The 13,437-nt window shown below is 70.1% G+C and carries 11 protein-coding genes; 6 read left to right on the forward strand and 5 right to left on the reverse strand.

Annotated elements, in window-relative coordinates:
- Positions 1 to 160: 160 nt before the first annotated feature.
- Genes DEJ22_RS02000 through DEJ22_RS02025 form a run of 6 tightly spaced genes read left to right on the forward strand, consistent with a single transcriptional unit; the run spans position 161 to position 7,679 of the window.
- Complete coding sequence (locus tag DEJ22_RS02000; RefSeq protein WP_258379599.1) at positions 161 to 1,921, forward strand: ABC transporter substrate-binding protein; 1,761 nt, start codon at positions 161 to 163, stop codon at positions 1,919 to 1,921.
- Complete coding sequence (locus DEJ22_RS02005) at positions 1,918 to 2,898, forward strand: ABC transporter permease (RefSeq protein WP_111226808.1); 981 nt, start codon at positions 1,918 to 1,920, stop codon at positions 2,896 to 2,898. The genes DEJ22_RS02000 and DEJ22_RS02005 overlap by 4 nt, the downstream gene beginning before the upstream one ends.
- A complete protein-coding gene (locus DEJ22_RS02010) occupies positions 2,895 to 3,821 on the forward strand; it encodes an ABC transporter permease (protein WP_111226807.1) in 927 nt (308 codons plus the stop codon). The genes DEJ22_RS02005 and DEJ22_RS02010 overlap by 4 nt, the downstream gene beginning before the upstream one ends.
- A complete protein-coding gene (locus DEJ22_RS02015; RefSeq protein ID WP_258379598.1) occupies positions 3,818 to 5,590 on the forward strand; it encodes an ABC transporter ATP-binding protein in 1,773 nt (590 codons plus the stop codon). The genes DEJ22_RS02010 and DEJ22_RS02015 overlap by 4 nt, the downstream gene beginning before the upstream one ends.
- Positions 5,587 to 6,474 (forward strand): alpha/beta fold hydrolase, encoded by an 888-nt coding sequence (locus DEJ22_RS02020; protein ID WP_111226806.1) that lies wholly within the window; start codon positions 5,587 to 5,589, stop codon positions 6,472 to 6,474. The genes DEJ22_RS02015 and DEJ22_RS02020 overlap by 4 nt, the downstream gene beginning before the upstream one ends.
- 8 nt (positions 6,475 to 6,482) lie before the next feature.
- Complete coding sequence (locus DEJ22_RS02025) at positions 6,483 to 7,679, forward strand: family 1 glycosylhydrolase (protein WP_111226956.1); 1,197 nt, start codon at positions 6,483 to 6,485, stop codon at positions 7,677 to 7,679.
- Positions 7,680 to 7,842: 163 nt separating this feature from the next.
- On the opposite strand, the gene DEJ22_RS02030 is transcribed toward DEJ22_RS02025, so the two are convergent.
- The 5 genes from DEJ22_RS02030 to DEJ22_RS02050 all read right to left on the reverse strand — a co-directional run bounded on the left by DEJ22_RS02030 (position 7,843) and on the right by DEJ22_RS02050 (position 13,352).
- Positions 7,843 to 8,781, reverse strand: a complete 939-nt coding sequence (locus DEJ22_RS02030; protein ID WP_181430735.1) for an ankyrin repeat domain-containing protein — start codon at positions 8,779 to 8,781, stop codon at positions 7,843 to 7,845.
- A 10-nt stretch (positions 8,782 to 8,791) separates the two neighbouring features.
- The gene (locus DEJ22_RS02035; protein ID WP_181430734.1) at positions 8,792 to 9,883 is read right to left on the reverse strand and encodes an acyltransferase family protein; all 1,092 of its coding nucleotides are present in this window, start codon (positions 9,881 to 9,883) and stop codon (positions 8,792 to 8,794) included.
- 88 nt (positions 9,884 to 9,971) lie between these two features.
- Complete coding sequence (locus DEJ22_RS02040) at positions 9,972 to 11,369, reverse strand: lipopolysaccharide biosynthesis protein (RefSeq protein ID WP_349775154.1); 1,398 nt, start codon at positions 11,367 to 11,369, stop codon at positions 9,972 to 9,974.
- A complete protein-coding gene (locus DEJ22_RS02045; protein WP_146241728.1) occupies positions 11,308 to 12,375 on the reverse strand; it encodes an O-antigen ligase family protein in 1,068 nt (355 codons plus the stop codon). The genes DEJ22_RS02040 and DEJ22_RS02045 overlap by 62 nt, the downstream gene beginning before the upstream one ends.
- 239 nt (positions 12,376 to 12,614) lie before the next feature.
- Positions 12,615 to 13,352 (reverse strand): hypothetical protein, encoded by a 738-nt coding sequence (locus tag DEJ22_RS02050; RefSeq protein ID WP_111226802.1) that lies wholly within the window; start codon positions 13,350 to 13,352, stop codon positions 12,615 to 12,617.
- Between the last annotated feature and the right edge of the window lie 85 nt (positions 13,353 to 13,437).

Genomic DNA, 13,437 nt, shown 5'->3' on the forward strand with positions numbered 1-13,437 from the left:
TCCTCTCCGCCGATATTTTAACCGGTGAAATGTGAGACAGCATGGAGAGCAGAGTCTCCGGCTCCGCCGCTGTTCCTCGTCGCGACCCGGCAGTTGCGCGCCGACATGTAAGCGCATACATTGGCTGCAGTACACACTCGACACGGAGGTCGACCGAGCAATGACGCTTCCCCCACAGCGCACGCGCGGGCACCGCGACCCGCGCCCGGAGGGACCGCGGACGCCACCGGCGCCGCACACCCCCGCCCGACGCCGCGGCCGCATCGCCGCCGCCATCGCTGGACTCGCGGTCGTGGCCCTCGTGGCCACCGGCTGCAGCATCCAGGTCCGCTCCCAGCCGGACCCGAGCATCGGCAAGGACACGATGCTCATCAACGCGGACCGTGGCAACCCGCTGTTCGACCGCAACTTCAACCCCTACATCCCGAACGCCCGCACCGCGAGCAAGTGGATGTACGAGCCGCTCATCGAGATCAACCCCCTCGACGGCACGGGCACCCCGTGGCTCGCGAGCTCGTGGGAGCTGCCCGACGCCCGCACGATCGACATGACGATCCGCAAGGGCGTCGAGTGGTCCGACGGCACGAAGTTCACGCCAGAGGACGTCCTCTTCACGTTCGACCTGCTCAAGAAGTTCCCCGCGATGGACGTCAAGGGTGCGTGGCAGCACATCGACCGCATCGAGCGGGACGGCGACCACCTGGTCTTCCACCTCAAGGGCGAGGACGTCCCGAGCCTCAACATCATCGGCGCGACGTACATCCTCCCGGAGCACCACTACGGCAAGGTGAAGGACCCCGTCACCTGGCGTGACCCGAACCCCGTCGGCACCGGCCCGTTCGTGCTCGGCAACTACTCCGACCAGCAGTACTCGATGGACAAGAACCCGACGTACTGGCAGGCCGACGAGATCGCGATCAAGCACCTCGTGCTCCCCGCGACGAACACGCAGCTCGACACCGTCACGCGCGGCTACGACTGGGCGTACTCGTTCATCTCGGACGTCAAGGGCACGTGGGGCGCCGCATCACCCGACAACAGGTGGTGGTTCCCGGCCGGCGGTGTCATCGGCCTCATCCCGAACCTGACGAAGGCGCCGTACGACGACGTCAACGTGCGCAAGGGCATCTCGTACGCGCTCGACCGCGACGGCATCGCCGAGACCGCCTCCGAGGGCAACCTCAGCGCCGCTGGCCAGACCGGCCTGATCCTGCCGAACCAGGAGCAGTACCTCGACCCGTCGATCCCGGACAAGGGGATGATCACGCAGGACACCGACCGTGCCCTCGCCGAGTTCGCGAAGTCCGGCTACGAGCAGCAGGACGGCAAGCTCGTCAAGGACGGCAAGCAGCTCGAGATCAACCTGATGACCGCGAACGGGTACTCGGACTGGCTCCGCGCCGCCCAGCAGGTGCAGCGCGACCTCGGGGAGATTGGCATCAAGGTGCAGATCCAGGCGCCGCAGCCCGCCGGCTACCAGCAGAACATCAACAACGGCAAGTTCGACATGGCGATGGGCGGCATGGGGAACGGCGACGTCTTCCAGGCCTACAACTCGCTGTTGTCGAGCGACTTCTACCAGCCGGTCGGCAAGTCGACGGTGAACAACTTCGAGCGGTACAAGAACGCGGACACCCAGAAGCTCCTCGACGAGTACCGCGGTACGACCGACCGGGGTGAGCAGCAGCAGATCCTCAACCAGCTGCAGGCCATCGTGTACGACGACCTGCCCGTGATCGGCATGTACTACGGCGGCCTCTGGGGCCTGTTCAACACCGGCAAGTTCGTCGGCTGGCCGAGCGCGGAGGACCCGTACATGGCACCACAGAACTACGACTCGGCACCGCTGCTGATCTTCACGAAGCTCCGACTCCGTGACAGCGAAGCAGGCAGGAAGATCCTGGAGGAGCAGGCCAAGTGAAGTACATCCTCCAGAAACTCGTCCTCTTCGTCCTGACCCTCTGGGCCGCGGTCACGCTGAACTTCGTGCTCCCGCGACTCATGCCGGGCAGCCCGTCCGACGCGGCGCTCGCGAAGCTCAGCCAGAACGGCCCGGTCACCGACGCGACGAAGAAGGCCATCGAGGCCCAGCTCGGCGTCCCCAGCGGCAACCTCTGGGACCAGTACGTCAGCTACCTGCACCAGGTCGTCACCCTCGACTTCGGCACGAGCTACACGTTCTACCCGCAGCCCGTCGGCGACCTGGTCGGCCGCGCACTGCCGTACACGCTCGTGCTCGTCGGCACCGTGACGATCCTGGCGTTCGTCATCGGCACCCTGATCGGCGTCGCGGCGGCCTGGAAGCGCGGCACCTGGCTCGACTCGCTCCCGACCCTGTCGGGCTCCTTCATGTCGACGTTCCCGTACTTCTGGACGGCGCTCCTGCTGCTGTTCTTCCTCGGCTACGTCCTGCACTGGTTCCCGACCACCGGCGCCTCGTCCGCGACGAGCGTGCCGGGCTGGAACGGCACCTACATCGGCGACGTCCTGCGGCACGCGATCCTGCCGGCGGTGACGATCCTGGTGACGAGCCTGGGCGGCTGGATCATCGGCATGCGTAACGCGATGATCAACACCCTCGGCGACGACTACGTGACCTTCGCCGAGGCGAACGGCCTCCGCGGTCGCACGGTCGCCGTCCGCTACGCCGCCCGGAACGCGATCCTGCCGAACCTGACCGGCTTCGGTCTGGCGCTCGGCGGCGTGGTCGGCGGCTCGGTCCTGGTCGAGCAGGTGTTCGGCTACCCGGGCATCGGCTACCTGCTGTTCAACGCCGTGATCGGGCAGGACTACCCGCTCATGCAGGCCCTCTTCCTGATGATCACCGTGTCGGTGCTCATCGCCAACTTCATCGTGGACGTCCTGTACGGCGTCCTGGACCCGAGGACTCGACGATGAGCACTGTCGCAGTGAGAACACAAGAACAGGCCGCCCCGTCCAAGTGGCGCGCCGCCGCCCGCCAGTTCGGCGTCGTCTGGAGCAACACCAAGGCCCGCGTCGGCATCTGCATCCTCGGCGCCTTCGTCCTCATCGCCCTGTTCGCCCCGCTCCTCGCCCCCTACGGCGCGAGCCAGAACGGCTTCGAACGGAACGCCGACGCCACGTGGGCGCACTGGATGGGCACCACCGCCGCCGGCGAGGACGTCCTCTCCCAGTTGATCTACGGCGCCCGGGTCTCCGTGCTCGTCGGTGCGGTCGCGGGCTTCCTGTCCACGCTCGTCGCCGTCGCGATCGGTCTCAGCTGGGGCTACATCCGCGGCTGGGTCGCCGAGGTCATCGGGTTCATCGTGAACCTGTTCCTCGTCATCCCGGGGCTCCCGCTCATGATCGTCATCGCGGCGTACCTGCAGAACGGCGGCATCGCGGTGATCATCGCCGTGATCGTCGTCACCGGCTGGGCGTGGGGCGCGCGCGTCCTCCGCAGCCAGACCCAGTCCCTGCGCAGCCGCGACTTCGTCACCGCCGCACAGTTCTCCGGCGACGGCGCGACCCGCATCGTCTTCCGCGAGATCCTGCCGAACATGACGAGCCTGATCGTCGGGAGCTTCTTCGGCGCGGCGACGAGCGCGATCCTCGCCGAGGCCGGCCTCGAGTTCCTGGGGCTCGGCGACTCGTCGATCGTCAGCTGGGGCACGATCCTCTACTGGGCGCAGAACTCGAACGCACTGCTCACCGGCCAGTGGATCCTGCTCTTCGCCCCGGGCCTCTGCATCGCCCTCCTGGCGATGAGCCTGACCCTGATCAACTTCGGCGTCGACGCCGTGTCCAACCCGCGGCTGCGCGAGGGCGCGCGCCGCAAGCGCAAGGAGGTCACCGCATGAGCGGCGCAACCAGCGACGGCCTGGAGGCCCGTGGCGGCACCGCCACGCGCCTCCCGTCCGACACGACCCAGCACGACGTCCTGCTCGACGTCCGCGACCTGTCCGTCGTCTACGAGTCGGCCGGCCAGACGGCCGTCCAGGCCGTCGACCACGTCTCCTTCCAGCTGCGCAAGGGCGAGTTCGTCGGCCTGGTCGGCGAATCGGGTTCCGGGAAGTCGACCCTCGGCTACGCGCTCACCCGGCTGCAGAAGCCCCCGGCGCGGACCAACGGCGGCAGCATCGTCTTCGGTGGGGCGGACATCCGCGACCTCGACGACGAGGCACTCCGGCAGCAGCGCCAGGGCGGCTTCGCGATGGTGCTGCAGTCCGGCATGAACGCGCTCAACCCGGTGCGCACGGTCCGCAACCACTTCATCGACGTCTTCAAGGCGCACGGCCACGTGCCGCGTGAGCGGTGGGACGCCCGGATGCGCGAGCTGATCGGCAAGGTGAAGCTGCCCGAGACGATGCTCGCGCGGTACCCCGGGGAGCTCTCCGGCGGCATGCGGCAGCGCGTCTCGATCGCGCTCGCGTTGTCCCTCGAACCGCAGCTCATGGTGTTCGACGAGCCGACCACGGCCCTCGACGTCCTCGTGCAGCACGCGGTGATGGACACGATCATCGAGCTGCAGCGCTCCGAGGGGTTCACCGCGATCCTCATCAGCCACGACCTCGGCATCGTGCTCGAGGCCACCGAGCGCGTGCTCGTCATGCACGAGGGGCGGATCGTCGAGGACGGCCGCTCGCTCGAGGTCCTCCGCGACCCGCAGGACGACTACACGAAGATGCTGCTGTCGCACTACGCGGACCCGCGCGCGGAGATCGTCAGCCTGCCCGGGTTCCCCGACCGGTCACTGCGATCGTCCGAGGGGGCGACGCGGCAGGAGACGACGTCGTCGTTCAGCACCGTCGGCTCCCGCGAGCGCTCCGCCGCGAAGAACCCGATCGTCGTCGACCACCTCGTCAAGACGTACCCGGCACCCCGTCGTGGCGAGCAGCCCGTGCAGGCCGTCCGCGACGTGTCGTTCACCCTCGAGCCCGGGCAGTCGCTCGCCCTCGTCGGCCAGTCCGGTTCGGGCAAGTCGACCATCGCGAAGATGCTCACCGGCGTCGAGCAGCCGACTTCGGGCACGGTCCGCTTCGGTGACACGGACGTGACGAAGCTCGGGAGGCGGGGGCTGAAGGACCTGCGCTCCGAGGTGCAGATGGTGTTCCAAGACCCGTACGCGGCGCTCAACCCGCTGCACACCGTGGAGTACATCCTGTCCCGGCCGATCGCGAACTACACCGGGCTCCGCGGGCGCGATGCCCGGCGCCGGATGCTCGAGATCCTCGAGACCGTCGGCCTGACGCCCGTCGAGCAGTTCGCGCAGAAGCTCCCGCACCAGCTCTCCGGCGGGCAGCGGCAGCGCGTGGTCATCGCCCGGGCGCTCGCGAGCGACCCGCAGGTGATCATCGCCGACGAGCCCGTCTCGATGCTCGACGTCACCCTGCGGGCCGGCGTGCTCGCGCTGCTCGAGGACCTGCGGGAGCAGTGGGGCGTCTCGCTCCTCTACATCACGCACGACCTGCTGAGTGCCCGGCTCATCACCGACGACATCATGGTGCTGCACGACGGCGCCGTGGTCGAGCGGGGCCGGACGGCCGAGGTGCTCCAGCACCCGCAGGACGACTACACGGTGGCGCTGCTGGACGCGGTGCCGAACCCGCGGAGGACGCTGCTGGCATGAGCACCCTCCACGAGTTCCCTGCCGTTGCGCCCTTCGGCCACCTCCCCACGCCCGAGGGAGTCGACGTCGTCGGCATCGACCTGCCCGTCGGACGGCTCACCGCCTACCGCGTGGTCCCTGCGGGGGAGTCGAAGGGCACCGTCCTGATCGTCCCCGGGTACACCGGCTCGAAGGAGGACTGGCGCACCTTCATGCCGCTCCTCCGTGACGCCGGCTGGACCGCGGTCGCGATCAGCCGCCGCGGTCAGGCCGACTCCGCTGCGCCGACGTCACCGTCGGACTACTCCCTCGACGAGGAGGCCGCCGACGTCGTCCGGGTGGCCGCCCTGCTCGACGGCGGCGCCCCGGTGCACCTCATCGGGCACTCGCTCGGCGGCGTGATCGCCCGTGCGGCCGCGATCGCCGCAACGGAGTCGTTCCGCAGCGTCGTGCAGTTCTGCTCCGGCCCGTACGGCTGGCCCTACCGCAAGGTCACCGAGCTGACGATCCTGCACGACACCGGCGGGAACCTCCGCCAGCTGTTCGACGCGACGAACCCCCTCTGGGCCGGACGTCCGGACGACGAGCTCCCCGACGACGTCCGCATGGTCCGCGACCGCTTCGACGCGACGAGCCCCCTGAGCGTCGTCGCGGGCGGGCACATCCTCGAGGACCACACCGACGCGTCCGCCGAGCTCCGCGCGACCGGGCTCCCCGTCCTCGTCGCGCACGGCGAGTGGGACGGCGCATGGCCGATCCCGTGGCAGCGGCAGATGGCGGAGGACACCGGCGCTCGCTACGAGGTCGTCCCCACGAGCTACCACGGCCCCCACGTCGAGAACCCCGCCGCGACCATCGCGCTCTTCGACGACTTCCTCGGCCGGCATGCGCCGGCTCGCACCTGAAAGGCTCCATCATCACCACGCTGCAGTTCCCCGACGGCTTCCTCTGGGGCGCCGCCACCGCCGCCCACCAGATCGAGGGCAACAACGTCAACAGCAACTGGTGGGTGCACGAGCACGAGCCCGACACCACCATCGTCGAACCCTCCGGCGACGCCGCGGACAGCTACCACCGGTACCGCGAGGACATCCGCATCGCCGCCGACCTCGGCCTGAACTCCTACCGGTTCAGCATCGAGTGGGCACGCATCGAGCCCGAGCGCGGTCACGTGTCCCGCGCCGAGATCGACCACTACCGCCGCATGGTCGAGGCCTGCCACGACGCCGGCATCGAACCGATCGTCACGCTCATGCACTTCACCGTGCCCCGGTGGTTCGAGCGCGACGGCTTCTGGCGCGCGGACGACGCCGCCGACCTGTTCGCCCGGTACACCGAGGCCGCGCTCCCCGTCGTGCAGGACGGCGTCCGCTACGTCTGCACGATCAACGAGCCGAACATCGCGGCGATGCTCGCGGGCGGCGAGGACGCGTCGAACCTCGTCGCCTACGGCCTGCCGAACCCCGACCTGCACGTGGCGGACCAGCTGCTCGCGTCGCACAAGCGGTCCCGCGAGGTCCTCTCCCAGGTGTCCGGCCTGCAGTCCGGCTGGACGATCGCGACACAGGCGTTCAAGCCCTCCGGCGAGGAGGGTTCCGAGGAGATGCTCCGTGAGTACGGCTACCCGCGCGACGACTGGTACCTCGAGCAGGCCGCCGGCGACGACTTCCTCGGCGTCCAGGCGTACACACGCACGTTCATCGGGCCGAAGGGGCCGCTGCCCGTGTCCGAGGACGTCGAGACGACCCTGACCGGGTGGGAGTTCTACCCCGAGGCGTCGGCCGACGGGCTCCGCAGCGCGTGGGAGCTGTCCGGGCACGTGCCGCTGATGATCACCGAGAACGGCATCGCCACCGCCGACGACTCCCGGCGGGTCGCCTACACGCAGGGTGCCCTCGAGGGGATCCACCGCTGCATCGAGGACGGCATCGAAGTCCTCGGCTACCAGCACTGGTCGCTCCTCGACAACTACGAGTGGGCCTCCGGCTACCGCCCGACCTTCGGGCTCGTGGCATGGGACCGCGAGACGTTCGCGCGGACGCCGAAGGACTCGGCGCGCTGGTACGGGAAGGTCGCGCAGGCGAACGCGCTCGAGACGCGTCGCGACTGACGCGACCGGGTGGCGGACGGGAGGCCCGCGGCGATGCCGCCACGGGCCTCCCGTCCGTTCTGCGGTTGCTGCTCCTCCGTCGTGGAGCAGCAACCGTCGAGTCCGGCCGACGCTCCCGACAGTTCCTGCTCCATCGACGTGGCACGCGGGGCCGCGGGAACCGTCAGCGGGTCGCCTCGTCGCTCGAGGGGTCGTCGGCCACGTACGCCTCGCCGACCGCGTGGGCGTCGAACCAGGCGAGGAGGACCTCCTCCGCCTTGCGCGAGCCGCGCTCGCGGGCGATGTCGAGCGCCGTCCGGCCCTCCGCGTCGAGCACCGTGACGTCCGCCCCGCGCTCGATGAGGGCCTCGGTCGTGCCGCGTCGGTCGAACCAGGCGGCGGCGTGCAGCGGGGCGAAGCCCCAGCGCGGGTCGACCTCGTCGATGCCGGTCGGGTCCACGCCGAAGCCGTCGAGCTCGAGCGAGAGCCCGCCGACGTCGCCGTGGCCCGCTGCTCGAACCGCGGGGGCGGCCCACTCGAGCCAGCCGTCCGGCACCGGGCCGTGCCAGCCGTGGGCGGGGCGTGACTCCAGGTCGGACCACGCGGACTCGGCGACGGGACGGACCTCGACCACCACGTCGCGGAAGTGCACGGCGAGTTCGCCGGTGGGCGAGAGCAGCAGTCGGAGCTCCCAGACGTCCGCATCGACGTGCGCGATCTCGCCGCGGGAGACCTGCACGTCGCCGGCCAGGACGGCGAGCGGCGCGGTGTCCTCGGGTTCGAGCACGGCGCGGTGGAACTCGAGCGTCACGCGCGCGTGGTTCCAGCGGCGCCACAGGCCGTCCGGGGTGTCGAGGACCTCGTCGGTCCGGACCACGACGACGGATCGGACCGTGCGGGTCGGAGCCTCGTCGATGCCGGCGGTGTCCGGGCCGCCGGTCGGCGTCGTGGTGGCGGCCTCGTGCCACTCGGCGATGCGTGCCTCGTTCCACGTCACGGACGCGAGGGCCGCGACGGACGGGGGTGCATCGGTGACCAGGCGGGCGAGGTGCTCGGGGTAGCCCTCGACGTCCTCGAGGGAGACGTACCCGACCCCGGGCCAGCCCACTCGACTCCATCGCACGGGATCGACGTTACCGTGGTCTGTTCGCCGAGCGCCCCACGCACGGTCGGCTGACACGCCCGCTGTGCGCCCTCGGGGTCGACCAGCGGCCGAGCACGGACAGCAACGCCGGTGGGACGCGGAACACCCACTGGAGCTTCGTCCCGGCGGTCCACCGGTGCACCACCAACGGGACGGCGACGGCAGCGGTGAACACGAGACCCGCTGCCGCCGTCCGCTCTGCCGGTCCCATCGCCACAGGAGGTCGGCCGCCGAGCGCGATCACGAGCACGGCGATGACGAGCATGTGCAGGAGATACGGCGCGATCGACCTGCTTCCGGCCCACGCCAGCGCTCGTCCCCAGGGGAACGCGAGCAGCGACCGAGCCGTTGCGAGCGTCGCCACGACTCCGATCAGGGTGGTCGCCGGCGCGATGTGCGGTGGGTGCAACGTCTGCAGGGTGGCCACGAACGACCACGTCCCGGCCGCGAGGAGCAGCGCACAGCGAGTCCGGAGCGCGCTGATCCTCGTGATCACGCCCGGTGTTCGCGCACCGAGCAGCGTCAGGAGTGCGAACTGCGGGAGTCCCTGCAACCCGGGGCCCAGGAGGTGCCAGGTCTGTCCACCGAGGACGTCCTTCCCCCAGCCCTGGACGGTCACGAAGACGGCCAGAGCCGGGACCAGCACAACCGCGGCGGGCGCCCGGCGCGTCCAGAACGTGACGAGGAGGTGCACCGCCAGCGCCCAGAGGTACCACAGTTCACCGCTCGGGCGCACCGGGACGGCGAGGAACCGGAGTACCTCACCGGACAGGTCGACCCGCCCGTCCGCCAGGCTCGTGAGCAGCCGGTGGGCCACTACGACAGGGCTCCACAGGACGTACAGCCACAGCAGGCCGACCATCCTGTTCGCTACGGTTCGCCCGGTTGCCCGTTCCCCGACGACGTCGTTGCGGACGACGAAGCCCGACACCAGGAAGAGCACGCCGAGCGACATCGACGCGGCTGCCCCGAGTCCGGAAGCGCGCTCGACAGAGAGGCTGGCATCAGTGTGCACGAGGACGATCGCGGCGACGGCAAGTGCTTTCGCGATGTCGATCCACGGGAGGCGCGCGCTGGACACGGGACGATCCTGACACGGGCGGAGCTCAGGGTTGCGTACTCCACATCCAACATGCAAGACGACGTGACAGTGGGCTCCGATCTCGTGTTCAGCCGAGCCGGTGCGTCCGGCAGCACCGCCGGACGCACCGGAGTGCGCAGGAGGCGTCAGCCCTGGTGGGGATGTGGAACGACGCGAACGACTGCGCTGTCAGACGGGACACCTGTCCGACGTTGATCGAACCGGCAACGACGTTGGAGACGAGCGTCGCCACCGCGGCGCCGACTGCTCCCCACGACGGAACGAGGACGACGAGGGCGACGACGTTCACGACGGCGCCGATGACCATGGAGGCGCTCCGGAGGTGCGGGAGGCCCCGAGCGCTCAGCCCTGCGCCCGCGACCGAGCCGGGTACGCCGATCGTCACGGCGACGAGGAGGACGACGGTCGGGGGCACGGCCCCGTCGAAACCGGATCCGAAGACGATCGGGAGACACCACGGGGCACTCGCCCCGATGAGGAGGGCTGCTGCCGCGCTGGCCGCGAACGCGGTACGTCCGGCCTGTGCAAGGGCGTGCTCGTCCGGATCGCGCGCATGCGTTGTCAGGACGACCTCGCGGACAGCTGTGGTGAGCACGAGTGGGAGTTCGCTGATCGTCGCCGCGACGGCGTACAGGCCGAGTTGCTCGGTGGAACCCAGCGGCGTCATCAACACCTGGTCGAGACGACTGAGCGCGACGCCGGCAAGCGAACCGACCCAGGCTCGGGTCCCGTAACCCAGGAGCTGTACGACGCCCGCGGCCTGCTCTCGGAGTGAGTCCTCCGGCTCGGCCTCGTCGTCCCGCGCGGTCCTCTGGCAGTCTGACCGGAGGTACGCCAAGCCGCTGATCACGGGAGCGAGCGTGATCACGGTCGCCGCCGAGGCGACGGAGAGCGAGTCGCTGAGCCAGAGCACGATGAAGGCGACCAGGCGGACCGCCGGGCCGACGGTGCGTTCGATCGCGATCTGCCCCCAGTGCCCGAGGCCGGCGGCGGTACCGCGGAGGATCCCGACCAGTGCGCTCGGCACGACGGTCAGTGCCAGGACCGCGATCTGCGGTGTCAGCTCGTGCGAGCCCGCCGCCAGGGTCGGCGCGAGAGCGACGACGACGACGGCGGCGGTGAGGGCGGCGATGCCGACGAGTGCCGATCCCCGTCTCCGCGCGGTGCCCGCCGACCCTGGCGTTCGAGCGACGAAGTAGGTGACGGCATCAGGGATCCCGACGGCCGACACCGTGGCAGCCAGGAGGATCGGAGCAGTCACCGCCGCGACCTCGCCTCGACCGTCCACTCCCAGACCGTGAGCGAGTAGCGGAGCACTCGCCAGTCCGGCGAGCGGGCCCGCCACGTTGCCCAGCGCGTTCCGGAGGAGTGCTCCGGACACCGACCTACCGCGTCGCCGACCGTCAGCGGAGCGCACGGCCGGCCTCCCGGGGGCAGCGCCGCCGACTGCCGCGCAGCTCCCCACGTGACGACGATCCGCCTTCTGGTCGCTGGACCAGCGCCGCGACCATGACCGCGATGAACGACCATGCGAGCAGACCGAAGGTGTTGGTCGCGCCGTACGAGCTGTAGGCGAAACCCCACGTGATGGCGACGACACCGATCGAGCGCGTGCGGAACCGCGGTCGTGACGGCACCAGCAGGACAGCCGCGACCTGCACGCCGAGCAGACCGGCGAAGACGAGGGTGCCTGCTCCGGCAGCGAGGCTGAGGTAGGCGTTCTCGAAACTGCTCGGCAGGTTCGCCTCCACCCACCGGTAACTGAAGCCCAGGCCGCTTCCGGTCAGGGGTCTGGCCTGCACGAACTGCAGACCGGTGTGGAGTGCGAGCTCACGGGCAGACGTCGACAGCGACCCGCGGGCGCCGAACCGCTCGAACAGGGAGGCCGCTGCTGCCGAGGTCGCGAGGAACAGCCCCCCGGCGAGCAGTGCAGCCGCGAGGACCGGCTCGGACAACCGGGACGTCCGGTGGTTGAACAGGGCGGCGAGCAGCAGGACCACAGCGAGGAGCATGGCCGTCCTCGAGCCGGTGCAGACGATGCCGAGCGTGAGGAGGACCGCGCAGCTGCACCGCCGCCACGGCTTGGGATCGAGGCCGACCACGGCGAGGCTCATCGAGAGGAATGCACCGAGGTCGAGCGGGGTGTCGAACGTCCCCGCGCTCCGGCCTGTCCGTGCCATCCACGCGAGCGGCGACCGGTACTCCTCGAAGACGACCGCGGCACCGACCGTGCGCTGCGCCAGCGACAGGACGGATTCGATCGCCGCGAGGGCGAAGACCGCAGCGAGGACTGCCGGCACGACCTTCCGGGACGGGTCCGCGCAGACGGCCGTGATGATCGCGACGAAGGCGACGGCGGGGAGTGCCCAGATCCGGATGAACGCCGCGCCGTCCGCGACTCCGTGGGCGACGGTGCAGAGCGTGACCCCGACGGCGACCCAGGCCACGAGTCCCGTGAGGAGGAGCCTCACGGACCTGGGCAACGGCTCTCGGGTGCCGCGGGAGCAGAGGGTCACCCCGGCACCGGCGGCGAAGAACCAGACCGCTGGGTGTACGTCCGCCAGGTCGCCAGCGCCCCCGAACCATGCTCGGGTCGCAGTCCGGGGGAGCAGCACCGCGATCGAGATCGAGGAGCAGATCCACCACGCAGGGTGTCTCCGGCTCGCTGTTGCGAGGGCGATGGCGCCGACCACCGTGACGACGAGCAGGATCACGGGACGTCCGATCGGATCAGGTCGAGCGTGTGCGCGTCGTAGGTGCTGGCGACCTGCCGGTCGTTCCCGCCCGCCGCGGTGTTGTCGTGGTTCAGAGCGGTCGACTGTGTGCCCGGAACCTCCAGGAACGTCCGTGCTCTCGGGCCGACCTGTCGGACCTTCGACCCGGACAGCAACGTCACGTGGTGCAGCCAGATGTCGTCCGCGGTCGGGCAGCGGTCGATGAACGACCGCCCGGACGCACGGAGCGCTTCCTGGACGGCGACCGGGTACAGCGCGCCGGCGCTCCCGGTCGCGAAGTGGCGCGTGCGTCCTTCGGTGGACGTCGTCAAGTGCCAGCCTTCGTACGGTGCCGGGCTCCCGTCGCGATCGACCTTGACCAATCGGACGCGGTGGCCGACGACGTCGTCGGGCGACTCTGCAGCGGCGTCCACGAGGCGGCGGAGCCACCACCTGGGGTAGAAGACGTCATCGTCGGCCGTGACCAGCGGGCCCACCGGGTCCTCGAAGTGCACCATCGGGAAGTACTTGTTGTGGGATCGGATGTCCCACGGGCTCGAACGGATCTGCAAGCCCCGCCCGCACAGTCGCTTCAGTCGTCTCGGCAGGGCCTCCGGATCGACCTGGGGACCGAGCCACAGCACGACGCGGCTCGGGCGCAGCGACCCGCGGCCGATCGACTCGATGACGAGGTGTACGCGTTCGAGGCGGACGCCGTACGAGGTCAGGGACACCGAGACGGGGTGCGAAGGGTCGACGAGTGGACGTCGACCGCACGCCGACAAGGCGGCGAACCGGAGTTGCGCGACACGACACCGG

The sequence above is a fragment of the Curtobacterium sp. MCSS17_007 genome (genome assembly GCF_003234175.2).
In the GTDB taxonomy this organism is placed as follows: Bacteria; Actinomycetota; Actinomycetes; order Actinomycetales; family Microbacteriaceae; genus Curtobacterium.